The organism is Streptomyces sp. NPDC004609 (genome assembly GCF_042873655.1).
Classification (GTDB): domain Bacteria; phylum Actinomycetota; class Actinomycetes; order Streptomycetales; family Streptomycetaceae; genus Streptomyces.
The window spans coordinates 1-19,159 of sequence record NZ_JBIALS010000027.1; the positions used below are offsets into that span (position 1 = coordinate 1).

The 19,159-nt window shown below is 71.8% G+C and carries 14 protein-coding genes; 5 read left to right on the forward strand and 9 right to left on the reverse strand.

Annotated features, from left to right (window positions below; translation table 11 throughout):
• Nucleotides 1–293 precede the first annotated feature (293 nt).
• Genes ACFYT4_RS24625 through ACFYT4_RS24635 form a run of 3 tightly spaced genes read right to left on the reverse strand, consistent with a single transcriptional unit; the run spans nt 294 to nt 4,656 of the window.
• On the reverse strand, nt 294–1,580 hold the full coding sequence (locus ACFYT4_RS24625; RefSeq protein ID WP_389272922.1) for an MFS transporter: 1,287 nt from the start codon (nt 1,578–1,580) through the stop codon (nt 294–296).
• Complete coding sequence (locus ACFYT4_RS24630; protein WP_389272925.1) at nt 1,577–2,800, reverse strand: amidohydrolase family protein; 1,224 nt, start codon at nt 2,798–2,800, stop codon at nt 1,577–1,579. The genes ACFYT4_RS24625 and ACFYT4_RS24630 overlap by 4 nt, the downstream gene beginning before the upstream one ends.
• A complete protein-coding gene (locus ACFYT4_RS24635; RefSeq protein WP_389272928.1) occupies nt 2,794–4,656 on the reverse strand; it encodes a S9 family peptidase in 1,863 nt (620 codons plus the stop codon). The genes ACFYT4_RS24630 and ACFYT4_RS24635 overlap by 7 nt, the downstream gene beginning before the upstream one ends.
• Before the next feature lie 55 nt (nt 4,657–4,711).
• On the opposite strand from ACFYT4_RS24635, the gene ACFYT4_RS24640 reads away from it, so the two are divergent.
• Nucleotides 4,712–5,263, forward strand: coding sequence for a TetR/AcrR family transcriptional regulator (locus ACFYT4_RS24640; protein ID WP_389272931.1), 552 nt, complete (start codon nt 4,712–4,714; stop codon nt 5,261–5,263).
• Between the two features lie 297 nt (nt 5,264–5,560).
• Nucleotides 5,561–6,307 carry an IclR family transcriptional regulator gene (locus ACFYT4_RS24645; RefSeq protein WP_389272934.1) on the forward strand — a complete coding sequence of 249 codons (747 nt, stop codon included), beginning with the start codon at nt 5,561–5,563 and terminating at the stop codon, nt 6,305–6,307.
• A 46-nt stretch (nt 6,308–6,353) separates the two neighbouring features.
• Here the strand turns inward: ACFYT4_RS24645 and ACFYT4_RS24650 are convergent, their stop codons facing one another.
• Entirely contained in the window at nt 6,354–7,103 is a 750-nt protein-coding gene (locus ACFYT4_RS24650; protein WP_389272937.1) for an IclR family transcriptional regulator, read from the reverse strand.
• 393 nt (nt 7,104–7,496) lie between these two features.
• Between ACFYT4_RS24650 and ACFYT4_RS24655 the strand changes: the two genes are divergently transcribed.
• Complete coding sequence (locus tag ACFYT4_RS24655) at nt 7,497–8,963, forward strand: GMC family oxidoreductase (protein ID WP_389272940.1); 1,467 nt, start codon at nt 7,497–7,499, stop codon at nt 8,961–8,963.
• On the forward strand, nt 8,960–10,297 hold the full coding sequence (locus ACFYT4_RS24660; RefSeq protein WP_389272943.1) for an aldehyde dehydrogenase family protein: 1,338 nt from the start codon (nt 8,960–8,962) through the stop codon (nt 10,295–10,297). The genes ACFYT4_RS24655 and ACFYT4_RS24660 overlap by 4 nt, the downstream gene beginning before the upstream one ends.
• A gap of 244 nt (nt 10,298–10,541) precedes the next feature.
• On the opposite strand, the gene ACFYT4_RS24665 is transcribed toward ACFYT4_RS24660, so the two are convergent.
• The 5 genes from ACFYT4_RS24665 to ACFYT4_RS24685 all read right to left on the reverse strand — a co-directional run bounded on the left by ACFYT4_RS24665 (nt 10,542) and on the right by ACFYT4_RS24685 (nt 17,033).
• A complete protein-coding gene (locus ACFYT4_RS24665; RefSeq protein WP_389272945.1) occupies nt 10,542–12,191 on the reverse strand; it encodes an alpha/beta fold hydrolase in 1,650 nt (549 codons plus the stop codon).
• A gap of 597 nt (nt 12,192–12,788) precedes the next feature.
• Entirely contained in the window at nt 12,789–13,601 is an 813-nt protein-coding gene (locus ACFYT4_RS24670; protein ID WP_389272948.1) for an SAM-dependent methyltransferase, read from the reverse strand.
• Between the two features lie 209 nt (nt 13,602–13,810).
• Nucleotides 13,811–14,839 (reverse strand): LLM class F420-dependent oxidoreductase, encoded by a 1,029-nt coding sequence (locus ACFYT4_RS24675; protein ID WP_389272951.1) that lies wholly within the window; start codon nt 14,837–14,839, stop codon nt 13,811–13,813.
• Nucleotides 14,840–15,048: 209 nt separating this feature from the next.
• Complete coding sequence (locus ACFYT4_RS24680) at nt 15,049–16,641, reverse strand: succinic semialdehyde dehydrogenase (protein WP_389272954.1); 1,593 nt, start codon at nt 16,639–16,641, stop codon at nt 15,049–15,051.
• The gene (locus ACFYT4_RS24685; RefSeq protein ID WP_389272957.1) at nt 16,638–17,033 is read right to left on the reverse strand and encodes a nuclear transport factor 2 family protein; all 396 of its coding nucleotides are present in this window, start codon (nt 17,031–17,033) and stop codon (nt 16,638–16,640) included. Before ACFYT4_RS24685 ends, ACFYT4_RS24680 begins: the two co-directional genes overlap by 4 nt.
• Before the next feature lie 264 nt (nt 17,034–17,297).
• Here ACFYT4_RS24685 and ACFYT4_RS24690 point away from each other — a divergent pair, with 264 nt between their 5' ends.
• Nucleotides 17,298–19,106 carry an AMP-dependent synthetase/ligase gene (locus ACFYT4_RS24690; protein WP_389272960.1) on the forward strand — a complete coding sequence of 603 codons (1,809 nt, stop codon included), beginning with the start codon at nt 17,298–17,300 and terminating at the stop codon, nt 19,104–19,106.
• Nucleotides 19,107–19,159: the final 53 nt, after the last annotated feature.

Here is a 19,159-nt window from a genome sequence, read left to right on the forward strand (position 1 = left end):
GCGCCGCGCCCGCCCCCCCCCGCCCCGCCCCCGCGCGCCCGCCGCCCCCCCCCCCCCCCCCCCCCCCCCCCCCCCCCCCCCCCCCCCCCCCCCCCCCCCGCGGCGTCCGTCCCGGAACTCCGCAACGGGCCCACGCCATTGAGCCGGCTGCTCGACCGGGGTGGACCGCCGGGCCACGAGGGCGCGGTCGGAGGACGCGGACGGGGCTGCGGGAACGTTTCTGCTCAGTACTGTCCGCACGGCGTTGTCCGCATGGCTCCGGCGCCGCCCGCGGCGGACCGCGACGGGGGACCCTAACGGACGCCGCGCACCGGCAGGATCGCCACGGCCGCGAGGGCGAGGATCGTCATCGAGGTCATGAGCAGGGCGGGGTATCCGCCCAAGTGCGTCACCACCAGGGAGGCGTAGAAGGGGGAAATGGCCAGCGCGACGTAGCCGGAGAGGAGGAAGAGGCCCATGTCCTTGCCGGTGTCCTCCGCGCGGGGGAGCACCAGGGTCATCAGCACGCCGTCGGAGGAGAAGTACCCGCCGAGGCCGAAGCCCAGCATCATGACGAAGACGACCATCGCCGGCCAGGTGGGCCAGATCAGCGGCACGGCGGTGCCGGCGCACATCAGCGCGGTCGAGGCGATCACATAGGGCTTGCGCCGGCCGGAGCGGTCCGTGAGCAATCCCGTCAGGGGCCCGGCCAGCAGTGTGGGAGCGGCGATGAGGAGGGCGAGGATCGCGACCGCCTCGGCGACGTCGCCCTGGTACCCGATGTAGTCCTCCACGAGATAGAAAAGGAAGTACAGGGGGCCGCCGTACCCGAGGTGGAACAGGGCCCGCGCGGCGAAGACCCAGGCGAAGTCCGGATGCCGGCGAGGACTGACCCAGTGCAGCTTGCGGAGGTCGCGCAGGGTGAGGGGGACACGCTCCACGTCCAGCGTGGACCGCTCCGGCGCGACGAACACGAACAGCAGCGCGGCAGCGGCGGCGACGGCGCCGAACAGCAGATAGCCGGTGAGCACGGAGAGGGTGAACTGGCTGGCGAGTGCCATGCCGACGGTGTTGCCCGTCAGCCAGGCGACACCCTGGTAGGCGGAGGCCCTGCCCCGCTTCCCGAGCGGGACACGGTCCGCGATGTAGGGGGTGAGTACGGCCTGGAGCACCCCGAGCACGACATTGGTCAGGCTCCAGACGATCAGCAGCACCGGCACCGAGCGGGCCGCTCCGGATCCCGCCATGCCGAGCAGACCGATCAGCGCCGTCGCCACGATCCAGGGGGCCCGCTTGCCGAACCGTGAGCGGGTTCGGTCGGAGAGCGCCCCGCCGATCGGCGAGACGAGGGCGCCGGCCAGCGCGGAGACGGCGCTGATCAGGCCGAAGACCTGAACTTTGTCGTCCGGTGCCAGCTCGGCGACCTGAACGGCGATCAGCACCCCGCCCGGGGCGCCGAAGCACGCGGAGAGGGTGAACATGGCCAGTGCGTAACTCGGCAGGGCTCCGCGGCCCGGTCTGGGCGGGGCGAGTTGTTCGGTGGTCAGCGTCATGGTGGTGTACGGCTCTCTCTCGGGCCGCGGCTGGTCCGCGGCGGTCAAGGGGTGAGGAGGCGCTGGGTGTCCTTGACGATCCGGCCGTCCTTGACGATCAGCACCACGCGTGCGGGGTCCTCGAAGAGGCCGGGATCGGTCAGGGGATCGCCATCGACGGCGATGAGGTCCGCCGTCATGCCCGGCTGGACGGTGCCCAGATGGCTGTCCAGACCGAGGATGCGGGCATTGACGGAGGTGGCGGACGTGATGGCTGCCATGGGCCCGATGAGGTCCGCTTTGAGGGCCAGTTCCCGGCCGTGGCGCCAGGAGCCGCCGCCGAACAGGTCGGATCCGGAACCGATCGGCACCCCGGCCGCCGCCGCCATGCGCAGGGCCTGCGCCATCGCGGCCTCCACCCCGGAGGCCCGGGAGGCGATGTCCGGGGTCACGCCGACCTCCGCGGCGTCGTCCGACAGCCGCCGCGCGGCGGTCAGCGTCGGTACCAGCGCGGTGCCGTGGCGGGCCATCAGAGAGCAGGTCTCCTCGTCGAGGTGGCTCCCGTGCTCCACACAGCGCGCCCCCGCCAGCACCGCCATGCGGACGCCCTCGCTGTTGTGGGCGTGCACGGTGACGTACGTGCCGCGGGCGTCCGCCTCCCGTACGGCGGCCCGGATCTCCCGAGAGGTGAACTGCGTATCGGTCAGGGCGTCCGAATGGGAGACGACGCCGCCGGTGACGCACATCTTGAGGAAGTCCGCGCCGCGGCGGAAGGCCGTTCTCGCCGCCCGCCTGACCTCGTCCGGGCCGTCGCAGATCAGGCTGAGCTGTCCGAGGCCCGGTACGGCCCAGTCGCCGCCGCCGCCGAACGTCGAGCCGAAGTGGCCGTGGCCGCCGGTCTGGGCCAGAATCGGCCCCGCCACCAGCACGCGCGGCCCCGGTATCAGACCGGACGCGATGGCGCGCACCAGGCCCCCGTCGGCGCCGCCGCAGTCGCGCAGGGTGGTGAATCCCGAGTGGAGCGCCCTTTCGGCGGCGTGGAACATACCGGCGGCGACCTCGGCGGCCGAGACCCGGCCCTCGGCGACCCCACCGAGGGAGTGTCCCGCGCCGAGGAGATGCACATGGGCGTCGATGAGCCCCGGCAGGAGGGTCAGGCCGGTCAGGTCCAGGGTCCGTCCGGACGGCGCGCGGTCCTGGATACGGGTCCCGTCGATGACGACGTGCGCGCCCGCGACCGGGTCGCGCCCGGTTCCGTCGATGAGGGTCGCCCCGGCGAGCGTCAGCACGGCCGCTCCATGAGGTGGCGGTCCATCCACTCCACGAGTGCCTCGTTCTGGGCTTCGCGGACGGGAGGAGGCCCGGTGATCGACGCCTCGTGACCGAGGCCAGGGAGGACGAGCATCTCGGCCGGGCATCCGGCCGTGGTCAGCGCGGTGTAGTACTGGCGGGCCTGCTCGGGCGGGCAGCGGTGATCCTGATCGGCGACGACGAGCAGCGTGGGCGTGGTGCTGCGGTGGGCGTGGGTCAGGGGCGAGCATTCGATCATGCGTGCCGCCGAGGTCCCCATCGTGGCGGTGACCAGGGGTACGCCCAGGTCCGATGTCCCGTACAGGCTGTGCAGGTTGGTGGCCGGGTTCTCCGCGACGGCCGCCCTGAAGCGGTCGGTGTGGCCGATGATCCAGCAGGTCATGTAGCCGCCGTAGGACAGGCCGCAGACGCCGAGGCGGTCCGGGTCGGCGAGGCCCTCGGCGATGGCGTGGTCCACCGCCGCCATGAAGTCGGGGAAGTCGCTCTCGCCCCAGGCGCCCACGGTGGCGGCGGAGAACTCGGGGCCGTACCCCCGTGAGCCGCGCGGGTTGATCATCAGGACGCCGTAGCCGTGGTCCGCGAGGCGGTGCGCGTCGGTGTTGTACACCTGGCCGTAGGCGGCCTTCGGGCCGCCGTGGATCATCAGCACGGTCGGGTACGGTGCGGTGGCCCCGGCGGGCCTCAGGAACCAGCCTTCGATCGCGGTGCCGTCGGCGGAGTTGAAGGCGAGCTGTTCCACCGTGTGCACCGGCTCGGCGGCCAGGAAGGTGACACGTGTCTCCACGCCGGTGTCGACGTCCGTCACAGCCAGATCCGGCACGCCTGCGGCGGTGGCGCTGGTGTGGAGCAGGCGTCCGGAGCGCAGGGCTATCGGATGGGCGGTGCGGTCCCCGGTGACCAGGGGGGTGGACCGGGGCGGGCCGTCGAGGGCGAACCGGTGGATCTCCAGGGTGCCGCCACGCTGTACGCGGGCCACCGCGTGGGTCGAGTCCGCGAGCACCACGGCCGCGTCGCCCAGGGTGCTCGGCAGGTCGGGGTGGAAGCACCCGTGCAGGTCGAGGCCGAGGCCCTCGGTCAGCGAGCGTGTCCTGTCGGGGCCGGTGATCCACAGGTCGCCGGTCGACGCCGGATCCAGGAGGGCCATCGAACCGTGGAGGACGCGGCCGTCCGCCAGCGGTCGGGCCACGGCCACATCCGGTACCACGGGGCCGCGGTCGATGATCCGGCCGTCCACGGTCACGGTGCGCACCTGGTCCGAGGGAGCCGGTGAGCCGGGCGGGAAGCTCGCCACATAGGTGATGCCGCCGGGGCCCCAGGCAGGGTCCCGGTTGAGCAGGTCGTCGTCGGTGAGCCGCTGGACCTCTCCGGTCTCCACGTCGACCGTGAAGATGTCGGTGAGGGCGTCGTCGACGAGACCGATGCCGTCCGCCCAGGGGACGGCGCGGGTGATGCGGAAGGGCGCGGCCGGGTCGCGGGGAGGGCGCTGCGGCGGTGCGGTCCAGGCGAGCCGTCGGCCGTCCGGACTCCACACCGGCCCCTGGACCACGCCTGTCTCGGTGACCCTGACGATCTCGCCGGAGTCGGGGTCCAGCAGATGGAGTTGGGGCGTTCCGGCGCGGTTGGACACGAACGCGAGCCGCCGTCCGTCGGGCGACCAGGCGGGATCCGTGTCGCGTGAACCGTGCTCCACCGCCCGGAATCCGGGCTCGCCGACGGTGCTGAGCCGCAACTCCACCCGGTCGGCGGGACCTTCCGCCCACTGCGCGGCCCAGGCCACCAGGCGTCCGTCCGGGGAGAGATCGGCGCTGTGCACGAAGATCTGAGATTCGGGCAAGAGAGCGCCCCTTTCATGTTCCACTGGTACAGAGCGGAGCGTGTACCATCGGTACATGAGCCGTCAAGACTCCCGCAATGAGTTGCTCACCAAGGCCGTCGCTCATGTGGGGGAGCGCGGTATGGGGGATATGTCGCTCCGGAGCCTCGCCGGGGCGATCGGGACCAGCCACCGGATGCTCATCTACCACTTCGGGTCCCGCGAACGGCTGCTCGCCGAAGTGCTTCAGCGGCTCCGCGCCGAGGAGCAGCGGGTGTACTTCGCCGAGGCGCCCCACACCACCCGCGCGCAGCTGCTGCGGTCGCTGTGGGAGCTGTACTCCTCACCGGCCTCTCGGGGCCGGACCGGGAACTTCTTCTACGTGCTCGGCCTGGCCGCCCAAGAGCCCGAGTCCTACCGGGAGTTCCTCGACTCCCTCGCCGACTGGACCCGCATCCTGGGTGAACAGGGCCTGCGCGAAGGGCTGGACGAGAAGAGGGCGGCCAGCGAGGCGTATCTGCTCGCCTGGTCGCTCCGGGGTCTCCTGCTGGACCTCGTGACCTCGGGGGACCGGGCTCGGGTCCAGGACGCCTTCGACGTTCTGTGCGCCTCGCTGGACCTTGGCTGACGGTACGTCCCGCGCTCAGGGGCCGGCGCGGGGCGGCCGGGCGCGTCACCGGCGGGTGAGGACGGCGAGCCGCCCGACCGCCCGACACGGACCGCCCGGTGCCGGGAGTGTCCGCGACGTGGGGGTGGGGGCCGCGCCTGTCGGGACGAGGCCGTGCAGGCGGCCCTTGGCCCGACGGCCGGGGGCGGGCGCTCTCCCCGCCGCCGCTCCGCCCCCGCGATTCCGCTCCCTCTCCGCCCGGCGGTGCCTCCGCGTACGCCTCGCCGGCAGGTACCGCCCGGCCGATACCATCGCCGGGTGACCACTGGAACCGTGCGGAGTCTCAGCCGCGGGCTCGACGTGCTGCTCGCGGTGGCGGATGCCGGGAATCCGGTGACCTCGACGGGGATCGCCGACCGTCTCGGACGCAACCGGGTGCAGGTGTCCCGGACACTGCACAGCCTGGGGGCGGCGGGTCTGCTCAGCCGGGATCCGGGCACGCTCGCCTACGAACTGAGCTGGCAGCTCTACAGCCGGGCGGCCCGCGCGGTCAGGGCCCGGCTGCTGACCGAGGGCCCGCCGATTCTGCGTGAGGCGGCGGAGGCGACCGGGGCGAGCGCGTTCCTCGCCGAGGTGCGGGGGGACGGCGCGGTGGCCGTCCTGGAGGATGTGCCGTCAGGGCTCTCCTGGGTGGGCCGCTCGTACCCGCTGTACTGCGACGACGCGGGCCAGGCGCTGCTGTGGGACTGCAGCCGGGAGGAGCTGGACATCGTCTTCGCCGACACCGAGTTCATCGCCTACGGGCCCGCCGCCCCGACCGGCGTGGCCGAGTTCGAGGCCCGGCTGCTGGCGTCCAGGGCGCGCGGATTCGCGGTCGTGGACGGGGAGTCGGAGCCGGGGGTGTTCGCCGTGGCCGCGCCGGTCCGGGACTTCTCCGGTGAGATCGTCTGCGCTCTGCACACCGAGGGGCCGTCGGAGCGGCTCGCCCCGCTGGCCGACCGGCACGGTCGGGTCATCAAGGACCTGGCCGATCGGCTCTCCGGCCTTCTCGGCCGGCGGCCCTGACCTCCGGCGCCGCGACCTCCAGGGCCCCGACCTTCAGAGCCCCGGCCTACAGGGCCCCGACCTCCAGCGCCCCGGCCGCCTCTGCCACCGACGCCGCGATCCCGGCTGTGCGGTCGGCCAGGCGGAACCGTGGAACGGCAAGGCTGAGCGCGGCCACGATCGCCCCGGACGGGTCGCGGACGGGTGCCGAGAAGTCCACCACGTCATGCTCGAACTCGCGGTCGGCGACGACCACTCCGGCGAGCCGGTCGGCGCTGTTGTAAGCCGCCAGTGCGGGAATCCCGCGGGCGGCCCTCGGGCCGCCGCCGATGAACTCCACCCCTTCGAGCAGTTCGGCGAGCTGCTGCTCGGTATGGTCGAGCAGCAGCGCCCGGCCCGGCCCGGTGCACCAGATCGGCGTCCGCGCTCCGGGGGCCGCCGCCACATAGGACGACCAGTGGCTGAGCTGGGCCTCGACCGTGAGCGCCGTGCCCTCCGAACGCACCGAGAGCCAGGCGGGTTCGTGCCAGCGTGCCACCAGCCCCCGCAGGAGCGGTCGCGCGCGCACCAGTAGGCGACTGTCGCCGGCCGCCGCCGCGAGCGCGAAGTAACCGGGCCCGACGCGCCAGCCGGGAACCCGCTCGGCCCGCTCGATGAGACCCAGTGCCGCGAGGTCCTTGAGCATGCGGGAGACCGTGGCCTGGTCGAGGCCGATCCGAGCGGCGAGCTGAGCGTTGCCGGGGTAGCCGGCCGAGCCCAGTTCCGCGTCCAGGATCGCGCCGAGGAGAGCCAGGCCCCTGTCGAAGGTCGTCGTCACCGCGACAGCCTAGCGCGATCATATTGAACATGAATGCTTGACGATTTTGAACGCATCGATCCATCATGGCCGCGTCCACCGCATGGCTGTATCCACCACATGAAGGAGGCCGCATGATGGCGGTCGCCCCAACCGCACTCCGCCGCGGGCCGCGGGGCCTTCACGCGCTGGATCCTCCAGGCCCGGCCGTGCCGCCGCGCCCCTGTGCGCCCCGGCCCGGCGGTGCTCGCCCCGGTCGTCCCGAACGCGCCGGTGCCGTACACGCCGGTCCCGGTCACGTCCGCGCCCAACACGCTCGTCCCCGCCGTGAGCCGCCTGTCCGGGCCTGCGGCCCGCGCCTTCGCCGCGCCGGGGGCACCACATCCGTACCGTCCGACCGAGGAGTCACCGCACATGCTTCCTGACCACGCCGAGATCGTCGTCCTGGGAGGCGGTACGGCGGGATGCGCCGTCGCCGGACGGCTCGCCCGACGCCATCGGGTGCTCGTCCTGGAAGCGGGACCCGACTACGGGCCCGACCGCTCCTCGTGGCCGGCCGACCTCCTGGACGCCACCACCCTGCCCACCTCCCACGACTGGGGGTACCGCGGTGACCGCCACACCTTCGACCGCTGCCGGGTGATCGGGGGCTGCTCCACCCACAACGGTTGTACACAGAGCAGTGGTTGGGGCGGCGACTACGACGCCTGGGCCGCCTCCGGCTCGCCCGGCTGGGACGCAGCCTCCCTGCGACCGCTCTTCGACAGAGCGAGTGCCGCACTGCGGCTGAGGACCTACCGCGAAGACGAGGTACAGCCCTTCCAGCGGACGTTCCTCGCCGCCGGCACACGGCTCGGTCTGCCCGTACGCCACGACTTCGACCAGCTCGACGGCGAACTCGGCATCGGCTGCGCACCGGTCAACATCACCCCTGACGGAGTGCGCGTCAACACGGCCTTCGCCTATCTCGATCCGGTACGCGAACCGGGCAACCTGACGGTGGCGGGCGGAGTGAAGGCCGACAGGGTGGTGCTCGAAGGCGGCCGGGCGATCGCGGTGGACGTGCTCACCGCCGACGGCCGGCGGCACCGTATCGGAGCCGACCTCATCGTGCTCAGCGCGGGAGCCTACGGAAGCCCCGAAGTGCTGCTGCGCTCCGGAATCGGCCCGGCGGGCCACCTCACCGAGATCGGCGTCGCCGTACGGCACCGACTGCCCGGCGTGGGGGAGAACCTCCACGACCATCCCTCCGTACAGCTGGAGTTCGCCGGAACCGCCGAACTCGCCGCCGATCTGGCCGAGTTCTCCCGCGATCGGCTGCTCCCCGACGAGCAAGCCCTGGCCAAGATCCGCTCGCCCTACGCCGGGGACGCACCGTACGACCTGCACGTCTACCCGTGGACCGAGCGTGACGCCACGCTGGAACACGGCTGGCGCTGCGTCGTGCCGGTCGGACTGCTCAACCCCCGTTCGCGGGGCACGGTGCGACTGATGTCGGCCGCGCCGGACGCACTCGCCGACGTCGACCACGCCTATCTCGCCCACCCGGACGACGTCGCGGCCCTCCGCCACGGCCTGGACTGGGTACGGGAGCTGGACCTGTCCCCTTACCTGGGCACCCCGCTGCTCACCCCGGACGGCGACGCCGACGACTGGATCAGGGCGAACCACCGGCACTACTGGCATCCGGCCGGCAGCTGCCGGATGGGCTCGGCCGACGACCCGTACGCGGTCGTCGACCACACCGGCAAGGTGCACGGCCTGGAGGGCCTCCACATCGCCGACGCCTCCGTCTTCCCCCAGGTGCCCCGCGGCACCCCCGCGCTGCCGACCACGGTCGTCGGCGAGCGTGTGGCCGCCTTCATCGAGGAGACCCTGTGACCCACACCGACATCACGGACCCGCGCACCGGCGAGGTGTACGACCGCGTTCCGATCGCCTCCGCCGAGGAGGTCGACGCGGCCGTACGGACGGCCGCCGCGTCCTTCGAGACCTGGCGGGCCGTCACACCGGCCGAACGCCACGCGCACCTGCTCGCCCTGGCCGACGCCATCGCCTCGCGGGCGGGGGAACTGGCCGCCGTCGAAAGCCGCAACACCGGCAAGGACCTCTCCGAAGTGCTGGAGGAGGAGGTCCCCGCCGCCGTGGACGAACTGCGCTTCATGGCCGGGGCCGCGCGGACCGCGCACGGTCCGCTGGGCGGGGAGTACGTGTCCGGCCACACCTCGGCGGTCGTACGTGAGCCGGTGGGGGTCTGCGCCCTGATCGCACCGTGGAACCACCCCCTGACCTGCGCGGTCGACAAGCTCGCCCCCGCGCTCGCGGCCGGGAACACCGTCGTCCTCAAGCCCGCCGAGACCACCCCCATGAGCGCCCTCGTCCTGGGCGAGATCTGCGCCGAGGTGCTGCCCCCGGGCGTCGTCACCGTCGTGTGCGGCGACCGGGACACCGGCCGCGCTCTCGCCTCCCACCCGCTCCCCGCTCTCGTCTCCCTCACCGGGAGCAGCCGCGCGGGCGCGGAGATCACGGCCACCGCCGGGATCAAGCGGCTCCATCTGGAACTGGGCGGCGACGCACCCGCGATCGTCCTCGCGGACGCCGACCTGGCCGAGGCGGCGGACGGCATCGTGGAAGCCGCCTTCTACAACGCGGGCCAGGACTGCACCGCCGCCTGCCGGGTTCTCGTGGCCGCCGGGGCGCACGACGAACTGGTCGCGCTGCTGGCCGAACGGGCCGCCGGGACCGAGGTCCCCCCGCTGAACAGCCACGCCCATCTGTCCCGGGTGAGCGCCTACCTGACAGGTCTCCCCGAGCACGCGCACATCGCCACCGGAGGCGCGGCCCTGCCCGGACCCGGCTTCTACTTCGCACCGACCGTGGTGACCGGAGTGCGCCAGGACGACGCGATCGTGCAGGAGGAGGTCTTCGGCCCGGTCCTGACCGTCCAGTCCTTCGCCGACGAGGACGACGCGGTCCGGCTGGCGAACGATGTGCCCTACGGCCTGGCGGCATCGGTCTGGAGCCGGGACCCGGCGGCCGGTCCCCGGCTGGCCCGCCGCATCGACGCGGGTACGGTGTGGATCAACTGCCACGGGGTGTACGCCACCGAGATGCCGCACGGTGGATTCAAGCAGTCCGGGTACGGCAAGGATCTGTCCACGTACGCGCTGGACTCGTATGTCCGTGTCAAGCACATGATGAGCCGCACCGGCTGAGGCCCGCGCACGGGGGCGGCGTCCGCCGGGACGCCGCCCCCGTACCGTGCAGGCCTTCGCCGGTGAGCGCCACGGGACGCCGACGGGGACCGCGTCCGTCACCGGCGGTCCGAGGTCCGGCGGAGTGCCGGCCGTCCGGAGGTCTGGTACGGCTACCACCCGTGGCCCCGACGGGAGATCCCGGCGATTCACCCGGTGATGGGTCCCGGGCGGAGCCGCGCGGGACCCGCGGGGACAGAGGACATCACGGCCCCGGAGCCAGGGGTTCGGTGAAGGGCTCGGGGTCGGGTGCGTGACAGACGACGTTCTTCCCGGGGAGCCTCCCGGTCGTCAGATAGGCGTTGGCCTGTGCGATGGCGCACGGATCACGGTCCATGCTGTAGACGCCGTGTCCCCGGCCGCCCGCGACGAAGACCATGCGGGAGCCCTTCATCGCCCGGTGCAGGCCCCAGCCGGAGGCCGCGGTGGTCGCGGGGTCCCACTCGTGCTGCAGGATCAGCGCGCCGACCCGGTTGTCCACCACCGTGGCGGGCTCGCGTCCGCTGTCCCAGAACGCGCACGGTTCGATGCCGACGGCGAAGTCGCCGTAGAGGGGGTGGCGCGCCCGGTCGCGGATCGCGTCACGGCGGTACTGCTCCGGGTCCCTCGGCCAGCTCGTCGTGGCGTCGCCGCAGAACAGCGACCATACGACCGCTGCCCCCGCGTCCCACCCCGGGGTGCCCGCCCAGGAAGCGCCGGTCCCGCGGTCCGGGAGCCCGGTGGCGGGGAACGGGGAACCACGGAGCGGAACTCCGGTGGCCGGGTGCGCGGCCGGTCCTGTGTGCCCTGACCGTGATACGGAGGCTTTCGACGACGCCTGCCGCAGAGCCCTGACGAGCGAGGAGGCCGCCCGCGGATCGTGCGCCTGCCCGGCGATCTCCCTGCGGATGTCGTCGCCCCGGTACAGGACACCGTCCAGCTCGACGGGCTCGCGGCCGGCCTTCTCCACCAGTTCCCAGAAGGCGCGCCGGACCTCTCGCGGAGTGTCTCCGAGGCCGTAGACGGCCGCGTGCTCCGCCGTCCACCGGGTCCACGCCGTGAAGGCGCGCTCCGCCTGCCGCGCGGATTCCCGCATGAGGCCGCGCCAGGCCAGTTTCGGGTCCACCGCGCTGTCGAGGACGAATCGGTCGGCGCGACGGGGGAACATCTGCGTGTACACGGCCCCGAGGTAGGAGCCGTAGGAGATGCCCAGATACGAGATCTTCTGCTCGCCGAGCGCCGTTCTGATGGCGTCCATGTCCCGTGCGGTGTTACGGGTGGTGATGTGCGGGAGCCTGTACGCCGTCGGCGAGGTCCGGCACTTGCCGGCCACCCGGCGGGCCCAGGCGACGTCTTCCCCGAAGGTCTCCGGCCGGTAGGGGCTCTTGTCCCTGAATGCCTCGTCCAGCGTCAGCCCGCAGCCTCCGGGGGTGCTGCGACCGGCGCCGCGGGGGTCGAACCCGATGAGGTCGTACCGTTCCAGCACGGCCTTCGGCATCTCCTTGGCCATGTCGGCCGGCAGGCCGATCCCCGGGGTGGCCGGCCCGCCCGGGTTGAGGAGCAGCACCCCACGGCGTTTGCCGGGGACGCTCGTGGCCATGCGGGAGACCGCGATGTCGATCGTCCGGCCGCCGGGACTGCGGTAGTCCAGGGGCACCTTCAGCGTCGCGCACTCCAGCGCCGCAGGAGCGTCCGGTCCGCAGCCCGCCCAGGTCAAGCGCCGTGCGGGAGCCGCGAGTCCGGAGGAGTGCGCGACGGCACCGGCGGCGGGAACCGCAGTCGCGGAAGCGGCGGGCGCGGGGCCCAAGGGCGCCAGGGCTCCCGCCACGAGCGCGAGCGTCAGCGCCCGTACGGGCACCGATCGTGGTAACAGCACAGGAATCCTTACGGTCGGTGCACGGCCCGCCTTCCGTGCAGGTGTTCAGGCGCTCCGGCCCCGGAACGGGATCCGGGGAAGCGCCGGAACAGCACGGACGGCGCACGGGCCCCCTTCGGCAGGGCGGCGGAGCCGCACGTCCCGACCCGTTCCCCGGGTCGGGGGCCGACGGCTGCCCGCGGCCGGACCAGGCGTCACCATGATGGCGTACCGCGTCCGGACGGGCCTTGACGATGCGTGCAGAGGACTTGCCGATTCCTGCACGGTCGGACGGCGGATCCACGGGGAACAGGGGACGGAGACGATCCGGAAGCGGCGTCGGCGCAGGCTCGTCGTGTCCTGGCTCCGGTCGGCCGGATCGGCCGGGCGGCACGCCCGTGCGGAGGCCGACCGGCTGTTCCCGGCCCCGACGGTGTTCACGGCCGGGGGAGGGGCGGCAGGCCGGGGGAGTCGCCGTCTGGGTCGGATGGGACCGGCAAGGAGTCCGGAAGGACGTCCCGGGCGCCATCGGCACCGGGCCTGGCTTCCGCTGCCGCCACCGTACGACGCATCGGCGGCGGACCGGCCCGGTGCCGGTCTCTCACGGGTGAAGCGGCGTCAGTTCTTGCGTCCGACGCCGCAGAGCACCGCCACCTCGGCCGCCTGGTCCGCGCCGGGGACGGGCCGCCACTGGGACGTGGGGACGACGCCGGGGTCGACGAGTTCCAGGCCGTCGAAGTAGGCGGCGATCTGTTCCGGGGTGCGGTTGGTGTAGGGGTGGTCGCCGCCGCTGTTCTCGTTGTACTGACGGACGGCCTCGTTCCGCGCCTCGTTGGTGGTGGTGCCGTCGTTGACCACCAGGTAGCTGCCGGAGGGCAGCGCGCCGAGCAGGTGCGTCAGGGCCGCCCGTGCCTCGTCGTAGTCGGGGACGTTGCCGAGGATCCCCAGCATCATCAGTCCGACGGGGCGGTCGAAGTTCAGTGTCCGGGCGGCTTCCGCCAGGATCAGGGCGGGGTTTCGCACATCCGCGTCGATGTAGTCGCAGGCACCCGCGGAGGTGCTCGTCAGGAGGGCCTGGGCATGCGTGAGAACCAGGGGATCGTTGTCGACGTAGACGATCCGCGCCTCGGGCGCGACCCGCTGCGCGACTTCGTGGGTGTTGTCGGCGGTCGGCAGGCCCGTGCCGATGTCGAGGAACTGCCGGATGCCCGCATCGGCCGCCAGAAAGCGGACGGCGCGCGACAGAAACGCCCGGGTGTGCCGGGCGTCGTCGACGATCCCCGGGAACACCTGCTTGACCTGGTCTCCGGCGGCCTGGTCGACTTCGTAGTTGTCCTTGCCCCCCACCCAGTAGTTCCAGATGCGTGCCGAGTGGGGTACTGAGGTATCGATCCTGTCCGATGCCTGCGGTGCCGGTTCGCCATCCCTCATTGAGAACATCCTCCTGCCGTACGTCCCGTCGCTCTCGCACAACCTAGCGTCAACAGGACCGTGTTCATAAGTGAGTTCGTGATCGTGTCATGGGCGCCCGAGCCCTCCCGGCCGCCGCCGACCGGGTGCAGGAGCGCGTGCGTTCGGGGTGCGTGCCCGCGGGGCCGCCGCGCAGGCCGGTGGAACCCGTCCCGGGCACAACAGGAGGGTTACGACACCAGGTGCTTGAGCGTGCGTACGTCGGCCAGCGGCTCGGGTCCTACGGGGTCGACGTTGAGCACGGTGACGCCGGCTTCCCGGTAGGCGGCGATCCGGTCGCGTACCCACCCTTCGGGGCCGATGAGGTTGGTGAGATCGATGAGTTCGTCGGGCAGTGCGGCCATGGCCTCCTTCTTGTGCCCGGCGAGGTAGAGGTCCTGCACGCGCTCGGCCTCGGCTTCGAAGCCGTATCTGCGGACGACGTCGTTGTAGAAGTTGCGGCCCTTGGCCCCCATGCCACCGACGTACAGCGCGGTCGAGGGGCGGGCCAGATCGCGGAGTCCGGTGACGTCGTCGCCGATGGCCAGGAGGCCGCCCGCGACGGTCTGCAGTTCACCGAGTACGGGGTCGCGGCGGGCCTTTCCCTCGGCCAGCGACGTGCCCCAGACCCGGTGGGCACGGTCCGGCAGGAAGAACAACGGCAGCCACCCCTCCGCGATCTCGGCGGTGAGACGGACGTTGTGCTCGCCGAGCGCGGCGAGGTGGACGGGGATGCGTTCGCGTACCGGGTGGGCGAGGAGTTTCAGCGGTCTGCCGAGGCCGGTGCCCTCGCCCGCGGGCAGCGGCAGCGGGTAGAGCCCGGTGTTGGTGACGACTTCGCGGCGCCAGACGCGGCGGCACAGCTCGACGATCTCGCGGGTGCGGGCGAGGGGCTTGTCGTACGGGACGCCGTGCCAGCCCTCGACGACCTGCGGTCCGGACGCGCCGAGTCCGAGGATCGCCCGGCCGCCGGACACCGCGTCGAGTCCCGCCGCGGTCTGCGCGATGAGCGCGGGCGTGCGCGAGTAGATCGGCAGGATGCCGGTCGCGATGTGCAGGCGCCGGGTGCGGGCGGCCAGGAAGCCCAGGATGGTCGGGGCGTCGAAGCCGTACACCTCGGGGACGAACGCGATGTCGAGTCCGGCGTCTTCGAGGGCGACCGCCCGGGCGACGGTGGCCTGCACGTCTCCGGCGTACGACAACGTGGTGGCTATCCGCACGTTTCTCTCCTTGAACGGGTTGGATCGCCGCCCGGGGCCCGTATCGGGCGCGACGGCGGTGCGGCGGCGGGCGGCCGTCTGTCGGGGACCGCCGTGGCCGCGGTGTGGTGGGTCGCCGGTGGCGCGGAACGAGTGCGCGTCGGTTGATACGGCGCCTCGTGACGTCCTCCGTCGGCGCGCGTCTCGCCGCCCGCACCGGCGTCGTCCCCTCAGCGGCGCGGGAACCGCCGCATGAGCCGCAGCGACAGGGTCATGAGCCTGGCGTAGCTCTCCATGGCCATACCGTCCGCGGGGCCGAAGCGGGCCAGGTGCTGACCGGCCACCGACTGCGGTTCCGTGAAGCGCAGGATTCCCTCCTTGCCCTGGCGCCGCCCCAGACCGGACTGCCGCATCCCGCCCATGGGGGCGTCGATGCTGGCGAACGAGGCGGAGTACCCGTCGTTGATGTTGACGCTTCCGGCCACGATGCCCCGCGCGAACGCCCGCGTACGACGGCCGCCGTAGACGGAGGCGTTGAGGCCCATACCGCCGTCGTTGACCTTCTCCAGCACGGAGTTCTCGTCGTCGAACGGGTAGACGGAGACGACGGGGCCGAACGTCTCCTGCAGATGGCAGTCCATGGCCGGGGTGACATCGGCCAGAATCGTCGGTTCGAAGAAGTACGGACCGTACTCGGGCCGGGGACCGCCTCCGGCGAGTACCGTCGCGCCCTTGGCGACCGCGTCCTCCACATGGGCGGTCACCTTGTCCAACTGCTCCTGGGAGATGAGCGATCCCATGGCGTTCTCCCAGGACGCGTCCCCGGTGAACACCATCGCCCGGGTACGGGCGACGAAGCGGTCCATGAAGGCGTCGTGGACGGCGCGGTCGACGTAGAAGCGTTCGCTGGAGACGCACAGCTGTCCCGCGTTGGCGAAGGCAGCGCGGACGGCTCCCTCGGCCGCCTTGTCCGGATCGGCGTCCCCCAGGACCACGAAGGCGTTCTTCCCCCCGAGCTCCAGCGAGCAGCCGACCAGCAGGTCGGCGCACTGCCGGGCCACGACGCGACCGGTGGCGACCGAGCCGGTGAAGCACACGTAGTCGGCGCCCGCGATCACGTCGTGGCCGACGGAGGGCCCCGGCCCGGCCACGATCTGCCAGAGGTCCTCGGGCATGCCCGCTTCGACCAGCAGCCGCTTCCCGATCAGAGCCGAGAGCATGGTGCGCTCGTCGGGCTTCAGAACCACCGCGTTCCCGGCCATGATCGCTGCCAGGCCGTCGCACGACGCCAGCGTGAACGGATAGTTCCACGGTGAGATGACCCCGACGACGCCCTTCGGCGTGTGGTGGACGCGTACACGGGTCAGACCCGGCATCGCGCCCCTCGCGCCGTGGCCGCGCAGATGCTGCGCGGCGGATCGCGCGTAGTAGCGCGCGGTGAGGCCGAGGTGGATGACTTCGTCGAACGCGTGACGACGAGCCTTCCCCGTCTCGGCCACGATGACGTCCATGATCGTGCTCTGTTGCGCCACCACCAGGTCGTGGAAGCGGAGCAGCACGCGTGAGCGGGCCCGCATCGGTACACGCGACCACCGCTGCCGGGCCGTACGCGCCCGCGCGAACGCGTGCTCGACATCCTGGGAGGTCGCGTGGGGCACATCGGTGATCGCGTCGCCGGTGAGCGGGCTGCGGACGGTGGTCCGCTCGTCGCCGGTCGCGGCCACCAGGGTGACCAGATCGGCGACGAGCCGTGGGTCGAGTGCGACCGGTGCGAGGGTCGCGGATTCTTCGCGCGTGGTGCCGGCCGCAGGGGCGCGGGTCACCGCGCGACCTCGCCGGTCGACAGCACCGCCTGCATCGCGACTCCGTCGACGTAGGAGTGTTTCTCCTTGACCGCCCCGCCCTCGACGAGGACGAAGTCCGCCAGGTCGACGTCCACTCGGGCGCCCGTGGCCGCCGTTCCCGTGAGCGTGAACCGGGTGACCCAGAAGTCCGCTCCGGTTCGCAGCGAGACCAGCGTGAACGTGAGGTCCGGAACCAGGGAGAACATCTCCGCCGCCGCCTTGTGGATCGCCTCCCGCCCCTGTACGGGCGGCTGGCCCAGGTGCAGGTGGAACAGCGAATCCTCGGTGTGCAGGGCGACGATCCGATCGGGGTCCCGCGCCTCCCAGCAGGCGTGGTAGCGGTCGAAGAATTCACGAGTACTGGCGGTCATGCCCGTCTCCCAACATCGAAAAACAGTCAGCCTGTATGTAACTTCCCCACCAGCTCATTCGTCAAGGGTTCGCTGAAGGGGATCCGCTCATCGGGTGGCACCGCTGTGAGCGGCTGGGGGTGACCGAATGCGAGGAATCGCCCGCGCGGGACCGGGGCTCCTGGAGGCTTCGCCTATACAAACATTCAGACTGTATGTATCTTCGCCGTCTACTCGTCGTTCAAGCGGCTCGCCAAGGGCCCTGTCGTGAAAGTAGGTGGCACCATGAGTGGCAGCGGTCCCGCGCAGACGCGTGTGGCGGCGGGGACAGGCTCGCGCACGATGGCGGACCTGGTCCCGCGCGCCGCGGAAGTGTACGGCCCGAGTACGGCGCTCCGCTTCAAGGAGAGCGGTGTATGGAAGCCCGTGAGCTATCAGCGGCTCTGGGAGGCTGTGGCGGAGGTCGGCCGGGGGCTGCTGTCGCTGGGCCTGCGTCCGGGTGTGAAGGCTGCCGTCCTGGCCAATTCGAGGCCCGAGTGGACGTACGCGCACTTCGGGATCCTGGCCGCCGGCGGTGTGTCGGTGTCGGTGTATCAGACCAACTCGGCTGAAGAGTGCCATTACGTGCTGGAGCACTCGGGCGCCGAGGTCGTCTTCGTCGAGGACGCGCAGCAGCTGGACAAGATCGAGGCCATCCGGGCGCGGCTGCCCGGGTTGCGCCATGTCGTCGTCTTCGACCCGCCGCCCGGTGCCTCCGAGGCGCTGTCGCTGGAGGAGATCCGCCGCCGGGGCCGGGCGGTCGATCCTGCGGTGCTCGACGCCGCCATCGCCGCGATCGAACCGGGGCAACCGTGCATCATCATGTACACGTCCGGGACGACGGGGGTGCCCAAGGGCTGCGTACTCTCCCACGGCAACTACCGCGAGGTGGTCGACATGATCGCCGCGACGGAAACCATCGTGCCCGGGGAGCGCGTCTACCTGTTTCTCCCCCTGGCCCACGCGTTTGCGGCCGTGGTCCAGTTTCTGTCGATCGATCTGGGGGCTTCGATCGCCTTCTGGGAGAGGGATCCTGAGAAGATCCTTCCCAATCTCATGGAGGTGCGCCCCACCTACTTCCCCTCGGTTCCGAGGATCTTCGAGAAGGTCTACGCACGCGCGACGGCTCTGGTGGAAGACCCCGGGCAGCTGCGGACGGCCGTCGAGACCGGATTGCGGGTGCGGGAACTGACCGCCGCCGGGGCGGAGGTCCCCGAAGAGCTGCAGGAGGTGTTCCGGCGCTGCGAGGAGACGCTCTACTCCAGAGTCCGAGAACTGTTCGGCGGCGAAATCCGCCAGTGCACCTCGGGCGCCGCCCCCATCGCCCAGGAAATCCTCGAATTCTTCCACGCCTGTGGTGTGCCGGTGCTGGAAGCCTACGGCCTGACCGAGACGGCCACCGTGGCAACGGTCAACTCGCTGCGGGACTTTCGGTTCCGCTCGGTCGGGAGGCCGCTTCCCGGCGTCGAGACGAAAATCGCCGAAAGCGGTGAGCTGCTGCTCCGGGGCGGGAATGTGTTCCAGGGCTACTACAAGGACGACGTGTCGACCGGCCGGGCCCTCGACGGCGGCTGGTTCCACACCGGCGATCTGGCCTCGACGGACGACGACGGATACGTCTTCATCACCGGCCGCCAGAAGGACATCATCATCACGGCGGGCGGTAAGAACGTGGCGCCGGCACGGGCGGAGAACGCGCTCAAGGAGAGCCGCTGGATCTCTCAGGCCGTACTCGTCGGCGACCGCCGGCCCTATCTCGTCGTGCTGATCACGCTCGACCCGGAGGAACTGCACCACTTCGCCGCGGCGAACGGCATGTCACCCGAAGAAGCAGTGGAGTCGCCGGACATGCGCGCGATCGTGCAGCAGGAGGTCGACAGGGTGAACGCGCAGGTCGGCCGGGTCGAGCAGATCAAGCGATTCGCCGTCCTGCCGAGGGATCTCGCGGTCGATGCCGGTGAGCTCACCGTGAGCTTCAAGGTGAGACGAGCGGTGGTCTGCGCAAACCACCAGAAGGTCATCGACGCCATGTACGCGACCCCGATGCCCGGGTGAGGCACGGCCGGGTACCGGGGCCTATACTGGCCCCCGCCTGCCCTTTCGAGCGA

What these genes read in the sequence shown, in the direction of transcription:
- ACFYT4_RS24640 (WP_389272931.1), top strand. Translation starts at nt 4,712, where the DNA reads ATGAGCCGTCAAGACTCCCGCAATGAGTTGCTCACCAAGGCCGTCGCT.
- ACFYT4_RS24655 (WP_389272940.1), top strand. Translation starts at nt 7,497, where the DNA reads ATGCTTCCTGACCACGCCGAGATCGTCGTCCTGGGAGGCGGTACGGCG.
- ACFYT4_RS24670 (WP_389272948.1), bottom strand. Translation starts at nt 13,601, where the DNA reads ATGAGGGATGGCGAACCGGCACCGCAGGCATCGGACAGGATCGATACC.
- ACFYT4_RS24685 (WP_389272957.1), bottom strand. Translation starts at nt 17,033, where the DNA reads ATGACCGCCAGTACTCGTGAATTCTTCGACCGCTACCACGCCTGCTGG.
- ACFYT4_RS24690 (WP_389272960.1), top strand. Translation starts at nt 17,298, where the DNA reads ATGAGTGGCAGCGGTCCCGCGCAGACGCGTGTGGCGGCGGGGACAGGC.